Raw genomic sequence first — 17325 nt, 5'->3', positions numbered from 1 at the left:
ATTCAAGCTAACTCAATATTTCGTAGCTGCTGCTGAGCAAATTGGCGATACAAGGGATGAGTCCGTAAAAGCTGTTCATGTGTCCCGCTTCCGGTAATCGTCCCTTTATCCAGAAAGATAATTTTATCCGAATCAATCACAGTCGATAAACGATGAGCAATTATAATGGTCGTCCTTCCTCTCATGAGGTTTTTCAGTGCTTGTTGAACGACCAACTCTGAATTACTGTCAAGGCTTGAAGTCGCTTCATCCAGCATCAAAATTTTAGGATTTCGTAAAAATGCCCTTGCAATCGCGATTCTTTGTCTTTGTCCACCAGATAACTTAATTCCTCTTTCTCCCACTTCAGTATCATAGCCTTGCGGTAGTTCTGAGATAAACTGATCCGCATAAGCCATTTTGGCGACTCGATGGATTTCCTCATCCTTCACAAATCGATCCAAGCCATAACAAATATTATCACGAATCGTACCTGAGACAATTGGACTTTCCTGTGAAACATAGCCTATTTGACTTCTCCAAGAAAGAAGAGAAAATTGACGAATGGAGTTCTTTCCTAGACGGATATCCCCTTCTTTTGGTTGATAAAAACGTTCTATTAGCGAAAACAGCGTAGTCTTTCCACTTCCGCTTGGTCCGACAATCGCGGTTACTTTTTCTGCCTCCACCTCAAAGCTGATATTTTTTAAAACGTCCTCTCCGTTTTTATAGGAAAAATCCAAGCCATCTACAACAATATTTTGCTGAATCTCTTGAACCTCCAAACTGGCATCTTCTTCAACATCTGAGTCCATGATTGAAATAATTCGTTCAGTCGCACCTGATGCTTTTTGAAATTGAGTAAAAAATGCAGCTAGTTGACCCATTGGCATGACAATTTGAAACAGATACATAATAAAGGCAACTAACTCACCGGCTGTCAAAGCTCCCGATGAAACTCTCATTCCACCATAACCTAAAATCAGAACAAGTAGTACCATAATAATTAAGCCCATTAATGGAGAGATTAGCGCCTGAATTTTGGCTTCTTTCAACCCATATTGAAATAAATTTGTTATCCCCTTTTTCCCATTCTGATATTCAATCTGCTCAGCATTAGAGGATTTAACTAGACGGACTTCTGATAAAACCTGTTGAAGAACAGATGTAAATTTGGCCGTTTCGTCCTGCATACCTTTTGACACTTGATGCATTTTTTTCCCTAAAACACCTAGAATCACCCCAGCTAAAGGAATAGCTATAAACATAACGATTGTCATTTTCCAATCTAAAATTAGCAAAACAATGATAGAACCGATAATCGAAATGACTCCTGAGATAAAATTTGTGAGATGGTCAGTGATGAGTGTTTTAACCACAGCAGTATCATTGGTCATCCGACTGACTGTTTCGCCAGATTGATGTTCATCATAATAACTGATAGGCAATACTAATAATTTTTTCCAAAGTCGATCGCGTATCCCAGCGACAACAGACTGTCCAATATGATTTAGTAAATAAATGGAGACCCCGCTTGCTAAAGCCTGAATAAGCATAGCTGAGACGAGAAGAATAATCTTTCCAGCGCTTAAAGAACTAAGTGAAAAATCATTGATCAGATTTTTAGTAAAAAGCGGGACCAATAGACTGACCCCGGTAGTACCCAAGCTTAATAACAACGCAATACCAATTAAGAGCTTTGGCGGGTTCGTTTGTTGGACCATACGAATAAATGACCGCCACCCTATTTGCTTCTTCGCTTTTGACATATTTATATACATCCCTTCTATAATAACTTCTAATTTGATAATTGGATTATATAAGAAGTATATGAATGGAATATGAACAACTATTTTTCAAAAATATAACCATTATAACGAATATGGATTTTTTATAACCTAATTACCATTTTGAAGATCCATCATACAAACAAAAATCTCTGCTAAAACAGTGTGAATACCATTGTTTTAGCAGAGGGTCATATTCTTAATCCCTTGGCGGTTTATTATATCCTTTTTCCCCATATGGCTGCAGCTTCTCTAACCATGGCTTTAAGATTTGTTTTAACTCCCATTTTCTATCTGTCACTTTGGAAAGATCTTTTTGCTCTAATACTTCGTAGGTAAAGGTTTCAGGTCCAAACTCCTTCCAATCTTTTTGTAATTCAGTATTAGCATGGGTTCCCATATCTAATTGCGCTTTTAAGGTTAACCATTTGTTTTTCAAATTTGGGTAAGAGTTCAAGAATATTTTTCCATTCGCTGTATTTGTCACTTGAATGACACCATAATAGGTCTTAATCTGCTTATATTGTTCTAATAATTCTTTCCTTCTTTTCATATCCATTCTAATCGTCCTTTCTTTTTCTTTTTATAAATATCGGGCAATAATTCGAACTAGCTGGGTAGGGAGCTCATGAAGATTTGAAATATCCAAAAACCGTTCTTTTCCATAGATTTCATTAATGACTTCCTTATCCTGTCCAATGGCAGCTGCCAGAAAGGTTATGCCTTTTCGCTCATATTCCGCAATGGTTTGCTGCATATCCTTTACAGCATAGCTTCCCGTATAATCCGGCATGGCCTTTGGCTGCCCGTCACTGATGCTAATAATGAGCTTTGTTTGTTGAGAAGACTCCGCTAACCGATCAGCAAGAACTCTTAACGCCATCCCATCCCGATTATTACTTCTCCCGCGAATTCCCATTATTCGATATCGGTCATCAGGATCCTTTTTATGAAAGTCAGCATAGGCAAAAATCGACATTTGTTCTAGCTTGGAAGCATCCGCGGTGTCCCCATAAATAGAAACTGGAATCTCACATATTTGACAAAATTCATAGACGGCAAGTGCAGCTCTTTTCGCTGCTTCTAATCTTCCAAACGCTGTCATAGACGCGGATTCATCTATTCTTAACCCCACTACAAGTGAAGGGGATTCAGTTGGTGGTCGTTTTTTCAAAAAATACCTAAAATCTTTATTCACAATGCTCTCTGCCTGAAATTTACTGCCATAATAATGATTTTTCACGAATTCGGAAGAAATCTCGTGCTCAAGTAATGGAAGCGTCTTTCTAGCAATTTCTCTAACGATTGGCATAAGGCCAATTTTCAAATCTTCATATTCCTTCCTATTTTTCATATCAAAATCTGGGCGATGGACAACAAGCTTCACCCCTTGATGAATAGAATGGGAAATAATCTTTCGTGCCTCCTGATTCAACTTTTTTCGAAATGCTCGTTCCTTTCTTATTTCTCTTTCTGACATCGTTTCTGGGTTTACTTGATGATACTTTGGCTTTCCATCTTCTCCAATTTCTGAGCCACTTGTATCACCTAACTCATTCGAAAGATCAGAGGAATGAGTTTCACTATTTGGAGCCTTTCTTAAGGCAATTCCTTTTTCCTCATCATGCTTTTTCTTATCTATTTTCGCCCCATCTATATTTCCTGATGTGGTAATCTCTACTACATCAGAATTCCGTTTTTTTTTAACTCATTCCCTAACTCATTTAATTGCTCTAGCAAGCCTTGTGATGTTAATGCTTCCTCTAATAGGCTAATTTCTTCCTGATCCGTTGTAATTTTAAAAATAACTTTATGATAAAGCGATTCTTTGACAGGGGCACCGTTAGCTACTGCATCTGTCCAGTAAAAGTATGAACGCATACCTGCAACCCCTTTAATCGCATTTGCACGCGCCGTTTTATCTAAAAGAATTATGGTTTCAGCTAATACACCGAGCATTCTTTCATTTTTAAAACCTGTTTTCGCCTTTGCACGTTCCATCATGGTTTCCTTTGAAGGTAAATCCATCTTCTCTGTATGTTGAAAACGATCTCGCAGCGATTCATTTAATGGTCTACAGCCTGCATAATTGCGATTCGTCGTGATGACAGCAATAAAATCCGGATGTCTATGAATCATTTCTGTTGGTAAATTGATGCAACCATCCATCTCCAAAGCAGAATTAAGGGCCATTAATACCGCAGCATCCCGAATGACTGTTGGTTCTTGAATCTCTAGAAGATATCCCTTTTGAAAAGCCCGTACAATCTCGGATGGATAAAAGCGATACTCAATTACTTCATCCCCGCCTTTTTCCTTCACAAGCTTCAATAATTGCTTAAATCTGAGAGCAGCCTCTTCCTGAGTAACACCTAAAAACCTCATCAATATTTCTGTTGCACTTTGAAAACCATCGCTCTCATACAGTGCCTGCAGCGCGAATTTCGCCTCCGGTTCCATCTCCTCTAAACCTTGAGAAGAGATGATAGGCAAAATCGCACCAATGATATCCGTTTGATCCATATCAGCAAAACAAGTCACCTTCGTATACGGAAGGCCTAAATTAGCGGATAAAGCTTTCGCTAATTGTGTTTTCCCGGAACCTGCATCCCCTTCTAATAAAATATTGGTGATTTTCATTTCTCCACGATTCCAATTTCGGTTAATTTCACGACATATTCTTAATTCTTCAATGCTCGTTCGATGAGATAAAGGCTTCTTCCAAATTAAAGCTTTTTCAGATTCCATAAAGTTTCGATTCCCTGTTAAAATAAACTCTGAATGGATATTGGCATATCCATTATCTGCTGTACACACAGTAATTCTCCTTTCTAATACCCCATTTCTTTCAAAAGTCTTGATAATACGCGCAGTCTTTCGCCAATCATTTCTCCATCTTCGCTTAGCGCTTGTGCAAATAATTGAATATCTTCATCAATCATTGGATTATCTTTGCAAACTTCTACACTCATGGCATCCCCTTGTAAACCGATTCTCTCGATCAGCGAATTCTCTGGATCATACATTTTCGGGAACCTATAAGCGTCTTGAAAGTACAAATTTGTTCTACAAATTAATATGGCAAGATCTAAAACGCGATGCATCGGTAATTCTTCTGACTGTCGAGACCATTTTTCACCTGTATAGCGCCAGACTTTGGCGGAGATATCCAGTTTCCCTCTTTCATTCCATTGAGCAAGGCCTAAAGAAAGACCTTTAGCATCCGTCTGATAAGCATTTCTTCCATCTATATTTTCATAATTCTCTGAAACAATCACTGGTTTATGTTTAAGACTAGTTGGGATTTTCAATTCCTTTCTCCTTTATTTAAATTTAGTAATTTAGTAAATTACTCATTTAGTAAATTACTAAATTTATTGTAATGCTCTTCATCTTCTTTTGTCAATAAGCGATCAATAAATCCATTTTAATTTATGCTCTTCCATTAAATACAAATGATCAGCCACCTGGTCCACAAACATTCGATCATGGGAAACCAAGATAACGGTACCTTCATATGCCTTTAAAAAACGTTCCAATGCTTCAATACAATAAACGTCCAAAAAGTTCGTCGGTTCATCGAAAATTAATACATTGTATTTTCCTAAGAATAACTGGCACAATATAAGGCGAATCGCTTCTCCCCCACTTAAATCACGGACATTTTTTCTTAAATCATTCCCTGTAAAATTCATAGCATGAAGAACCGAACGAATTTTACCCTCATCGTATTCACTTCTTTTTTTCATATAGGATAGGACCGTTTCATTCTTTTCAAACTGATAGCTCATTTGTTCATAAGCCCCCATGACCGCTTTCGGTGAGAGGAAGATTCCTTCTCTCCTTTGTAAAATATAGCGAAGAAGGGTTGTTTTTCCTGAGCCATTATTTCCAGTAATAGCAATGGTTTTTCCTAAAGGAAATTGAAAACTTACTTCCTTGAGAAGAATTTTATCTCCCGCTTTAAGGGTGAGACGATCAGCCATTATAGGAAATTTATTGTGCAGCTGTAAGGCATGTGGTTGATGAAAATGCAGTTCCATTTCTTTAAGTGGAGCCTCCACAACATCAAGCTTCTGAACTCTTTGTTCGATTGCTTTCGCTGCTTTTTGAACTGCTTTTTGCCCTGTATCCTTTGATTTCGTCATAAACATTTTATTTGCCTTTGCCTTGGATTCTTTTTTGGAAATATGACCATTTGCCTGAGTCATTTTTTCTGCTTTTTTCATCTTTTCTTCTGCTGCTTTTATTAGGCGATTTTTTTCTTTTACATAGAGTTCATGCTGCTCTTGCTGTTGCTTTTGCATTAATTCCTTTTGAGCAACATAAGCAGAATAATTACCTGTGTATTCTGTAATTTGTCCACCTTCTATTTCCCAAATTTTCGTAACCAGTTGATCTAATACATGACGGTCATGACTGACAAGCACAAGGGCACCGTAATAATATTTCAACTCTTCGATCAAGAACTGTGTTCCTGCAGCATCGAGATGGGTCGTTGGTTCATCAAGGAGTAATCCTTCATGGTAATTGGAGAAGATTTCAGCAAGCTTCAAACGAGTTTGTTCTCCTCCACTAAAATGTTCAAGGTCCGTTTTTGGGATCGATAGCTTCCCAACCAACTCATAATCTACCGTTTGAACAATAGGCTGTGAAAGCTGATCAAAATAAGCGAAATCTACTAATCCTTTCACATGTCCTTTATCTGGTTTGATTTGTCCATTCATTAGCTTTAAGAGAGTACTCTTTCCTGCCCCATTTTTCCCGACAATTCCTATCCGATCAAATTGATAAACGGTTAACCGCGGGATGCTCAGTACCAATCGATCCAAATAGGAAACTTCAATATTTTCTAATTCAAGATATACTTTTTCCATAAATTCTTCCTCCAGCCATTTTTATGTGGTTGTTCTTTTTTCAGCTTCTTATTGATCCAACCGTGGTCTTTACTTTTCTGACTCTATAAAAATGAAATCCTTTGATCAGGCAACGAAAAAAAATCACAGGCAATCTGCCTGTGATTAGAGTAAAAGTCGGGAGACCCATCATGATTGGATTAGGGCAATTAAGGAGCGCCACCAAATAAACCTTCTTTTTGCCTAAACAAATGAAGGAAATTCATGAAAACATAAATAAAGAAAGGCAGCATCATCCGCCTTTCTTCATATGCCCTGTATGAATACAAAATGAAGATTATTAAAAAAGGACAGACTTATCCCGTTTACTCTGTATACACAAACAGAGCCTTTGAACTTATTCAATTACTAGTTCAAAGTCAGGAATCGAAGTCTCATCGCGTGTGTCATTTTTTAATAATCCTCCTAAATATTTAAATTCACGTTCATTATAAAGTTCCTATTAAAAATTGTCAAAATATCATTTTTTCCATAACGTTCATGCAATAGATTTTATTAAATCCTCATAATCTTTAACTGTATCAATATCCTTTGGTTCAGGTACATCACATTCTACAAACATAATCTGATTCTGATTCATCTTCATTACATCTCTTGCCCCTTTATCACCAGAAATTTGCAGAAGCTCATCAAACCACCTTTTGGAAAATAGCACCGGATGGGATGGCTTTGTTTGATAAAGGGCTTGAATGATATCAAATCGATCTTTTTTATATTTATCAATTACACGATTAATGATTTGAACATCAATAGTTGGTTGATCCGCTAATAGAATAATCGCAGAACCTGCATTTCGTTTTTTCAAATATTGAATCCCTAATTTGAGGGAAGAACTCATTCCTAAGTGTGATTCATCATTCTCAAGGATGACAATCCCTAAATCTGCAAGTTCATACTTTTCTTTTTCAAAACATGAGTTTGTTACAACGATGATTCCATCTGCCTTTGTTTGATTTAATTTCTTCACAACATATCGAATCATCGTTTCACCTTTAACAGAAAGTAATAGCTTCTGCTCCCCCATTCTTTTCGAAAATCCGGCAGCCAGAACAAGCAGCCAGACTTCACATTCGTTTAGTTGCACGTTTTCTGTTTGCATGGCATTTCACCTAATTTTTTGTTTTTATGTGCCAGTATTTCTGAAAGAATACTTATGATAATTTCCTCCGGTGATGCTGCTCCAATATCTAATCCGACCGGGGAATGAATCACTTGAAATCCTTCTTCTTTAATATCAGAATCTCCTGCTTTTAACATCTGCTTAAGTTTTGTAAAGCGTCTGCTTGAACCTAAAAGACCAATGTAAGAGAGATTTAAAGTCACTAAATAGTTCAGGGCTAGATAATCAAATTCCAAATTATGAGTCATAACGACAACATAAGAATGAGGTGGAATATTCACTGATTGGTAATCGGTCCGTTTAATTAAACAATGATGAATATGAGGAAAATGTTTGATAAGGGTCATTTCTCTATGATCAATCACACTAATTTTCCAAGGCAATTCATTTGCTTTTCTTGCAAGCATTGCGGCATCTGGACCCGAACCAATAATATATAAATGGGGCATCGGCTCTACTTTCTCAACAAACAATGTCAATTGAACTCCATCTAATTGGATTTTCAATATACATGATTTTGCTATTGACTCCATAAAAGAATAATATTGAGGGCTCTCATAAGAAGATAAATAAAACCCAAGTGGAAATTTTTCTTTGAGGCTAGATTCAATCACGGATACAAAATAATACGGTTTTTCGCATGAAAGCCTTGCTGCTATTTCATTCAAAAGTCTTTTTGCCTGCATCGGTTGTCCAATGGGATCAAATGATTCAAGCCAAATGGATATGATACCATCACATCCTACTCCTAAACCCCATAAATCATCCTCTCCCCATCTAAAATCATATTCCAACTTAATGGGTAAATGGGTTCTGAGTACTTCCTTTGCGTGTTCAAATAAATCTTCTTCCACACAGCCTCCGCTAATAATTCCAATCATTTCACCTGTTTCAGAAATGAGACACCGGGTGCCTGACTTTCGGTAGGCAGATCCATTTACATGGATAATCGTCGCTAAAACGGCAGTTTTTTTTTGTTGCCAGCATTGTTCCAACCTACGATAAATCTCCTTCATAATCTCACCTCTGATTTCCTTTATTTTTTCATGAAAATTATTTTGTTTCTCTTATTGCACACACATCAATACCAGACTCTTCTAATGTACGTCTGATTTTTTGAGCAAAAGTTAAAGCTTTGACTCCATCTCCATGAATGCAAAGAGTTTCAGCAACAATATCAACATCCATCCCTTCTCTTGTTAACACCTTTTGTTCTTTCACCATTCTGACAACTTGTTGAACAGCTTGATTTTCATCCAAAACCAATGCATCTGCTTGCTTTCTTGAAGTTAAAGTACCATCCTGTTGATACGTTCGATCTGCAAATACTTCACTTGCCGTCCGCAAACCGATTCGTTTCCCAGCCTTCAAGATTTCACTATTTGCTATACCAAATAAAATCAAGTCAGGATTCACATGGTATACCGCTTTTGCGATTGCCTCTGAAAGTTCTTGATTTTTAGCAGCCATATTATAAAGAGCACCATGAGCCTTCACATGCTGGACTTGCCCACCCTCAGCTTTTACAAAAGCAGATAGCGCCCCAATTTGATAAACAACCAAATCGTAAGCTTCTTCCGGAGAAATATCCATATAACGGCGACCAAAGCCCGTTAAGTCCTGTAAACCAGGATGTACCCCAATTCCAACATCGTACTCTAAGGCAAGTCTGACTGTTTTCCTCATAGTGGATGGATCTCCTGCATGAAAGCCACACGCAATATTGGCAGAGGTAACATATTTTAAAATTTCAGCATCTTCACCTAATGTATATGCTCCAAAACTTTCTCCCATATCACAATTAATATCAATCACACTCATTCTAGGAACCTCCAAATTTTTTCAATATATCTTTCATACCTTTTTCCATTAAACGTAAATCCTGTTCGCGTTTTATATATAGTTTCTGAGCTTCATGTAGTGAAATTTCTTGAAAATGAACCGAGGACCCTAGATTCAACTGTGCCATAAGCGGCAAATCAACAGATATTACCTCAGCTATCCTCGGATATCCGCCAATTGTTTGATGATCGGCCATTAATACAATGGGTTGACCATCTGGAGGTACCTGAATCGTTCCAAATGAGACCGCCTCTGAAATGATTTCCCTTGGCTTCTTTAATCCAAGCTCTGCTCCTTTTAATCTATAGCCCATTCTGTCCGATGAAGCTAAAACTTTATAGGAGCTTTTAAAGAATAATATTTTACTTTGAGTAGTAAAAAGTTCAAAATGGGCTCCTTTTATCACACGAATCAGTGGATTTTTTGAATAAAGTGGCTTTACATGATGTGAAATAAAGCATGGTATTGAATAAAATGAGCGATTTTCGTTTGAACGAATAGTAGATAAGATTGCTTTACTTATCGTCAATTTTTTTCTTGTCTCTAGAAAATCACCTGCTCGAAGTGCCCTTCCTGAAAAACCGCCAAAACCCGCACGCAAATAGGTGGAACGGCTCTCCATTTCAAGCGGTAATTTGAAACCTCCACAAATGGCTAAATAGCAACGTATTCCTAAACAAGCAGATCCTATTTTCAAGGTGCTTCCTGCTTTCACAATATGAGGCTGCCACATGGGGACTTTTACCCCATCAATGGTTGGCTGAAAATCACCGCCACAAATGGCAATTAAGGAAAAGGAATCAAAATAGACCGTTGGACCAACTATCGTAGCTTCAATTACCGCTTCATTGCTCTCATTCCCAACTAATAGATTCGCTGCTCTCATGGCAAATGGATCCATAGCGCCATTCACGATGACTCCATATTTTTGATATCCTCTTCTCCCAGAATCTTGAATAGTGGAAAGGATTCCAGGCTTCTTAATGATAAGGCTCAACTTTTCACCTCCGTTAGCTTCAGATATTCCGCGTATGAAATGGATCTAAACCGAATCATATCACCCGATTTAATTAAAGTGGGGGGAGACTGATTTGGATTAAATAAATGTAATGGTGTCCTCCCTATCAACCGCCATCCGCCTGGTGAAGCAATTGGATAAATTCCAGTTTGTTTTCCGCCAATTCCTACAGTTCCGGCCGGAATATGAAGCCTCGGTGTTTCACATCTTGGAGCTGTTATCCTATCCGATAACCCCCCTAAATACGGAAAGCCCGGCGCAAATCCAATCATATAGGTTAGATAGTTTCCACTTGTATGGATTTCGATTACTTCTTCGGGGAGCAAATGATTAATTTTCGCAACGAACTCCAAGTCGGGCCCGAACTCACCACCATAGCAGACGGGAATATCAACGATTTGCGGTCGATTCCGAGACTTCATCTCAATAAGAGAAAGAGTTTTCTCTATTTGGTTTTTCATATATTCATAAGGAGAGAGGGACTTCTTTTTATCTTGAGATCTCTCTGCCTTTGCACAGTCATAAAAGATAGTTACACTCGTAAAACTTGGAACATGCTCAATCATGGCGGGTAAAGGGTTTTTCTCCAAAAACAATCCCAACTCTTGAACCTTTTGATGCGTTTCTATATCGATTATTTTACCAAACTCTACTACTATTGCTGAATCACCAAGGGGAGTTATCCTTTCAAAATTCAAGTTCATCACACCTTCATTCATTAAAAGCAGATAAATTTATATAAAAGCGCCCCAATGGATTGGAGCGCCTTCATGTTACCGTTCAAACTTATCTTATTTCGACCACTTTTTAAAGCCATCAATAAACAATATGCCATTGATACAGATAAAATCCCAGCATGTATACTTTTCGCCTTGCGCTTCCTTATTACCTTTATTCTCTCATAATAATTTCAGTATTTTCAAATTATTTATTGAAAAATATGTTTACTTTGTCTTTGTCTAGATAGCCCTATTTTTTATAAAATTTAATTCAATTGCTTTAAATATCTCCATGTTCCCCTTAAATATTGGCAGAATCAGTCAAAATAAAACACATACATGCTTCCTGCCTAATCGATAAAATCGAAAACTCTGACTAATTTGTTCAATAAAATTAATGGTCTCTGTGTACGATGTAATTCAAAAATTGCTTAAAAAATGATAGATTACGGGATACTTCTTGCAAGGCTTCTATGGCAAGACAGTATTCTTCCCACATTGCCTTTCTCGCTCCTTCCATTCCAAGAACCGACACAAAGGTAGAATTATCGTTTTCAGCATCTTTTCCAATTGGTTTACCTAAGGTCTTTTGTACACCCTCTACATCAAGCAAATCATCTTTTATTTGAAAGGCAATCCCTGCATGTTGAGCGTATTTTTTTATTGCCTTCATTTCAGATTCCTCTGCATGGGCAAGAATTGCAGGCACAATCAGAGAAGCTTCAAAAGCTTTTCCCGTTTTATAATAGCTCATCACTTTTAATTGTTCTAATGACAATGATTTTCCTTTTGCATCCAAATCCATTGCCTGTCCTCTACACATTTCTGCAGTCATTTGTGCAGAATATTGAATTAACTGAAGGATTGTTTTTGCATCAAAAGTCTTTAAATTGGTTTGCTCTATTATGGCTTTTTGAATTAGAAAAAGACCAGTTAATTCCGCGATGGCATTGTTATAGACTTTATGCAAAGTTGGACGTCCTCGCCGTATGGACGCATTATCCTGACTTGGCAAATCATCAAAAATAAGGGATGCCGTATGCATATATTCTAGTGATTGTAATAGTGGCATGATATCTGTACCTTTTAAACCAAATCCATGCACACCCATCACCCAGGTCAAGATTGGCCGAAGACGTTTTCCATCACCTTCAAGAGTATAGTTGGCAGCATCAATAATTTTGTCATTTATTAAAGAATCAGAATTCATTTTCTTGATTAGCAAGTTTTTATTAATTTGTGTACGAACATGTTTAATTGTATTTTGAAAGTTCTCCTGCTCTTTTTGTTCAATGTTTAATGAATCGATGATCAAGTCACGAAGAAGTTTATCAAAAAAATCTACATCCTTAGCTTTTTGAACAATTCTTTGAAGCTGTCCTTGAAATTTTAGATTATTGGTAGTGAAGATTTCCATTATCTCTTTGTATTTTTTTGTCCCCCATTTTTCCTTGAAACGCTTTTGACTATTGATTGCTCGATCTAAAATGACTTCTCTTGTTTTAGTATCTGAATGGTACACATCATGAATCAAATAAGAAATAACCGTCCAATACAATTCAAATGGATTGACTAAATCATTTCTTCTTTTATGATATTTCAGATAATAGGTATATGGGGTAACCGCTCCTTTTTCCAGATCTTCAAATATATCAGTGAAATCGTCGGCCAATTGATTGTAGATTCCATAATAAAAGGTACGCTCATCAAAACCAACATCCTCTGGTGCACTTATCACAGAACGAGCAATTAATCGAGAAAATGAAGATTTCAATATGATTGGGACATATAGTTCTTCGTTGGTGTAATTTGCATTTGAAAGGTCTTTATTACGATCCATTTCCTGAGAACGGAAAAAAACATAGGCCTGTTCAAAAAACTGCTCTTGAGCTTCTTTTGGCTGTTGAGACTTAATGTATTCAAAAGCCTGACGTAGCTCAGCATGAATAAATTGAATAAACTCTTTATTTTTTCCCGTCCATACTCCTAAATTCGGCACAGTCCCTGATATTAAGGTTGTCCGAATCATTTCCGTATATTGACTCTCCTCCTTTGAAGTTAGGATTTTGGCATCAAGGAGATCATCAATAAAGGGGTAGGTTAAGCCATAAGAATAGCCAAGCCTTATCGCTCTATCCAATTTCTTAGTCCGTTCTTGAGGAGAAATATGATTGTCCATCTCCTCCCATTGATGCATAAAAACCCCTGCAATAATTTTAATCAGTTTCCTTTCAGCATGAAGAGCATCCATTTCTTTTGGAAAATGCGTAGTGACCTTTCTTAATTTATTCATCACCCAAATCAGGGTTGATTCTATTCCTTCCCTCTCCGTAAACCGATACAGCCTCGCCAAGTTAAATGTTTCATTGCTATTCACTTGATTATTTAGTAAGTGGCTTTTTAAAGCATCGACTATACTCTGTATCCTTTCCTGTGTTTCCTTAGAGTGGAGGGCTTTCCCTAAATCCCTCATATAAATATAAGAAATGCTCCGATCTAAATACTGATCTAATTTTCCTTTTGAATCTAACCAACGTATATAATCCTGATAATCTGAATATCCTTTCTTCGATGAAAATAAAGAAATGAAGGGTGGATGAATATGGAACTTTCTCCATGATTGGATATCCTTTGTGAGCTTTGTGACATATGTCTTTTCTAACGCTTGTTTCTGAAGTAATTTAAAGTAATTGCTCGCTTTTTTCTCAGCCTTCCAATACCAGCTATCCGCTTTATTCTTTTTCGTCTCATTCATAGATTCAGGTACCTCTACTTTTTATTCTCTATATATGTTCATCATAACATTCAAACGAAGAGTATGACCTTAAAGAAAAAATCATTCATTTTTTTCTATTAGAATATTATTATAAATAGTATTGCTAGAAGTACTTTATTCCTGAAAAAATAAACAGCTTAATTATCAGTTGCAACTTGCTTATATGAAAATTGTTGTATTTAAACATAAAAAAGCTCCAATCATTTTTGATCGAAGTTTTTTATGCTTTTTTATTTCCATTGCTGTCCAATAGCCATGTAAGCAACAAATAAAAAGTAAAGATAAACACAGATTGTAAAATATTTCCCACCCAATTAAATGTATTATTTCTAAAATAATCAAAAATTATAAAATACCGCAAATATAATTAAACCTCTATAAACTAAATTCATATTAGACTCCATTAATCTATAAAATAATAAAATTTTTTCTATGATTTAATTAATAGTAAGACCCGTGATTTATAATTCTTTTTGATTTTCAAGCTGTGATATTTTGACTTCTGTAGGAATAGTAAATACTCTAGTTTTTTTCTCAGATACAGCTTCTATTGAATATTAAATATACATAATAAAGGAGCATTTCTTAAACTAATTTCATTTAAGAAATACCTAAAGAACTAATTTATGTAAATTTATGATTTATGAAACCATTCCTGTCTTCCCTCTTCTTCTTTAAAAAGAGAATAATATCTTCTTTTGTTAATCCAAGTCGCTTTGCTTCTTGAATTAGCTGTACCCACTCAACATCTAGGTCATCATTATGATTATTTGCTTTCAACACTTAATTCCTCCCAAAATACTGATTGTATTTCAGGCAACCCAGCCGTCATAGTATACCATTCGTACCTTAGACCTGTGATTTTGCGCCCCAATCTTTCAATTAGTTTGCCCTTTACTGAGCAATGAAATGAACTCTTTTAATTTATGGAACTAATTATAATTTTCGGTAGAAAAAAGCATTTCATTAATATAACAGAATTATCTAACTATATTTAAATTATATTGCAATTGACTCAATTCCAAAAGTATACAATTTTATGTCTACCATCAGATTATAATAAATAGCATAATAAAGGTATAATGAACCAAACATGTCGAAAAACAGAAATTAAACAAAATATACTTTTGAATTAAAATAATCCCCATTTGCGACATTTTTCAGCTAACTCCTTACTTGAACGTTGCCAGTCGAACTTTTTCATAATTCTCCCTGTTCTCTTTTTTATAGCAGCCAAGCTGACACAAAATTCTTGAGAAATCTCTACTTGTGTCTTTCCTTCCAATATCATAATTAAAAGTTCTTTATCTCCCTCACTAAGCAAGCTTTTCTTTTTCTCATAAACGAGCTTCCGTAGTCTCTCGCCAAATTTATGGGGCTCGTTTTCCATGGATCTTATCATGATTTCTGGTAATTGATTGAAATCATGTTTGTACACATATTCATAAGCCCCATTTAAAAAAGCTTCGTTAAAAATCTCATCATTTTGATCTACAGAACTAAGCATAATGACTTTCACATTTGGAAATTGAATAGCGATGTCTAAGGCTGCATCAAGTCCTGAACCACATGAATGACTTAACATAATATCCATAAGCACAATGTCAATCGGTTCTTTATGTAAAAAAGTAAAACACTCCTCAATGGTTGCTGCACAGAAAATTAGATTAATTTGCTTATACCCCGAAAAATAACGTTGTAACCCCATTCTCCAGTCAGGATCATCATCAACTATCATGACCTTAATATCCTCGTTCATTTCTCCAAATCCCATCTTTTTAACATAATTTGTATTGTTGTACCTTCTCCCAATTTGCTTTTTACGAATACTTTACCTTTATGTGCCTCTATAACCTTCTTAACATGATACATACCTAAACCAAAATTAGTCCCCATTTGATGTTTTGTTGAATAGAAGGGTTCAAACATATTTTGCAATTGTAACGGATTCATTCCCTTCCCCGTGTCACTAATAGCAAGAATGAACACTCTTCTCCTTAACTCTAGTTCAATCCGAATAACTCCTCCATCCTCCATTGCTTCCACCGCATTATTGCATATATTTACTAAGCATTCGATAAAACACTGTCGGTCGACAAACACCTGATAAGGAAAGTAATGTTTTTCCACTTTCATGTTTGGAACACTTTCTATCACTTCCACTACTTCATCAAGTATGTCTGATAAATCATGTTCCTGCGGATTAATTTTCAGCTTATCTGAAACTGCATGTGAAATTTTAGTCATCGTACCCATCATTTCATCATAGGTTTTAAGAAGTTGTCCGATCTCCTCTTCAACTTCCAAATAATGTTGAAGTTCTATGCTTTTTCTAATATTAAGAGCAACCAGCTTAATCTTGGCTATTGAATTCTTCAAAGAATGATGGATAACGGCTGTCCCTATATTAACAGTCTGTATTGACTTTCTCTTCACCCCTATGAAAGTTCCTCGCAAAAACAAAAGAAAAACAAAAAGAAAACTCCCAATACAGATGAAAGGAATCATTTTCAAAACCTGATCACTATAGGGATCAGGTGTAAAATGAAACACATTCAAGCAAATTAAAGGCACAAGAAATATGAGGGAAACAGAACTATGATACATTCTTTCTGATCGATCATTACTAAGAATAATCGGTCGAAGCGCTAAACATCCTGTTATTATCAAATAAATAGCTCCCCAAGATGCAATTGAAACCTCATCCAATTCATTACTCGATAAATCTGAGAAGAAAAATAGGGAAATCCATATAGGAAAGCTCAAAACGACCATTATCCATTTGTTATAAAGAAAATATCCATTGTAAAACAAGAAGAAGATGAGAATGCCATAATAGGGGAATATATTTATAATCAGATTTAAGATTCCTACTATTATAGTCCACACATGTACCATTTGATGGCTCCCATGGATAATGATAATTGGTAGAACTTCTTTTTCTAGAATAATCTGCAACCCAGTAAACCCACCACAAATTGAGATAAGTGTTGCCCATAACACCAATCGACTTTCTTTATTTTTCCTTCTTAAGTAAATCCCCAAAGTCGTAAGGATTATAAACATCGATAGAAACATAATATTCATTTAAATAGCTTGGCATCTCCTAACCTAATTGATTGATTCAATTAATTATCAGAACAGAATTATGTTTATATATTCTATATA

General features: G+C 36.0%; 15 protein-coding genes and 1 riboswitch. All 15 genes read right to left on the bottom strand.

The genetic code is table 11. The annotated features are described in order from the left end of the window. Positions 1-2: 2 nt before the first annotated feature. The 15 genes from ACE38V_RS01520 to ACE38V_RS01450 all read right to left on the bottom strand — a co-directional run bounded on the left by ACE38V_RS01520 (position 3) and on the right by ACE38V_RS01450 (position 16593). Positions 3-1748, bottom strand: a complete 1746-nt coding sequence (locus ACE38V_RS01520; RefSeq protein WP_375839370.1) for an ABC transporter ATP-binding protein — start codon at positions 1746-1748, stop codon at positions 3-5. A 217-nt stretch (positions 1749-1965) separates the two neighbouring features. Then, a complete protein-coding gene (locus ACE38V_RS01515) occupies positions 1966-2325 on the bottom strand; it encodes a GIY-YIG nuclease family protein (protein ID WP_375839369.1) in 360 nt (119 codons plus the stop codon). 24 nt (positions 2326-2349) lie between these two features. Next, positions 2350-3246, bottom strand: coding sequence for a vWA domain-containing protein (locus tag ACE38V_RS01510; RefSeq protein WP_375839368.1), 897 nt, complete (start codon positions 3244-3246; stop codon positions 2350-2352). Between the two features lie 200 nt (positions 3247-3446). Then, the gene (locus ACE38V_RS01505; protein WP_375839651.1) at positions 3447-4514 is read right to left on the bottom strand and encodes an AAA family ATPase; all 1068 of its coding nucleotides are present in this window, start codon (positions 4512-4514) and stop codon (positions 3447-3449) included. A gap of 83 nt (positions 4515-4597) precedes the next feature. Then, positions 4598-5077, bottom strand: coding sequence for a DUF6530 family protein (locus ACE38V_RS01500; protein ID WP_375839367.1), 480 nt, complete (start codon positions 5075-5077; stop codon positions 4598-4600). Positions 5078-5179: 102 nt separating this feature from the next. After that, complete coding sequence (locus ACE38V_RS01495; protein ID WP_375839366.1) at positions 5180-6643, bottom strand: Msr family ABC-F type ribosomal protection protein; 1464 nt, start codon at positions 6641-6643, stop codon at positions 5180-5182. Between the two features lie 517 nt (positions 6644-7160). After that, complete coding sequence (locus ACE38V_RS01490; RefSeq protein WP_375839365.1) at positions 7161-7781, bottom strand: nucleotidyltransferase family protein; 621 nt, start codon at positions 7779-7781, stop codon at positions 7161-7163. After that, entirely contained in the window at positions 7757-8797 is a 1041-nt protein-coding gene (locus ACE38V_RS01485) for an XdhC family protein (RefSeq protein WP_375839364.1), read from the bottom strand. Before ACE38V_RS01485 ends, ACE38V_RS01490 begins: the two co-directional genes overlap by 25 nt. Positions 8798-8855: 58 nt before the next feature. Next, on the bottom strand, positions 8856-9623 hold the full coding sequence (locus ACE38V_RS01480) for a LamB/YcsF family protein (protein ID WP_375839363.1): 768 nt from the start codon (positions 9621-9623) through the stop codon (positions 8856-8858). A gap of 1 nt (position 9624) precedes the next feature. Beyond that, the gene (locus ACE38V_RS01475; RefSeq protein WP_375839362.1) at positions 9625-10641 is read right to left on the bottom strand and encodes a 5-oxoprolinase subunit C family protein; all 1017 of its coding nucleotides are present in this window, start codon (positions 10639-10641) and stop codon (positions 9625-9627) included. Next, positions 10638-11366, bottom strand: coding sequence for a 5-oxoprolinase subunit PxpB (gene pxpB, locus ACE38V_RS01470; protein ID WP_375839361.1), 729 nt, complete (start codon positions 11364-11366; stop codon positions 10638-10640). The genes ACE38V_RS01475 and pxpB overlap by 4 nt, the downstream gene beginning before the upstream one ends. Positions 11367-11775: 409 nt before the next feature. Next, the gene (locus ACE38V_RS01465) at positions 11776-14136 is read right to left on the bottom strand and encodes a polyprenyl synthetase family protein (protein ID WP_375839360.1); all 2361 of its coding nucleotides are present in this window, start codon (positions 14134-14136) and stop codon (positions 11776-11778) included. A gap of 645 nt (positions 14137-14781) precedes the next feature. Further along, positions 14782-14940 (bottom strand): anti-repressor SinI family protein, encoded by a 159-nt coding sequence (locus tag ACE38V_RS01460; RefSeq protein ID WP_375839359.1) that lies wholly within the window; start codon positions 14938-14940, stop codon positions 14782-14784. A 29-nt stretch (positions 14941-14969) separates the two neighbouring features. Further along, positions 14970-15059, bottom strand: a riboswitch (cyclic di-GMP riboswitch). 230 nt (positions 15060-15289) lie between these two features. Further along, a complete protein-coding gene (locus ACE38V_RS01455; RefSeq protein WP_375839358.1) occupies positions 15290-15916 on the bottom strand; it encodes a response regulator transcription factor in 627 nt (208 codons plus the stop codon). Then, the gene (locus ACE38V_RS01450) at positions 15913-16593 is read right to left on the bottom strand and encodes a sensor histidine kinase (protein ID WP_375839357.1); all 681 of its coding nucleotides are present in this window, start codon (positions 16591-16593) and stop codon (positions 15913-15915) included. Before ACE38V_RS01450 ends, ACE38V_RS01455 begins: the two co-directional genes overlap by 4 nt. Positions 16594-17325 lie beyond the last annotated feature (732 nt).

It is taken from the genome of Cytobacillus sp. Hz8 (assembly GCF_042263505.1).
Classification (GTDB): Bacteria; Bacillota; Bacilli; order Bacillales; family Cytobacillaceae; genus Bacillus_BE.
The sequence above is the reverse complement of the archived record's forward strand: the minus strand, read 5'-3'. Positions and strand labels throughout refer to the sequence as shown.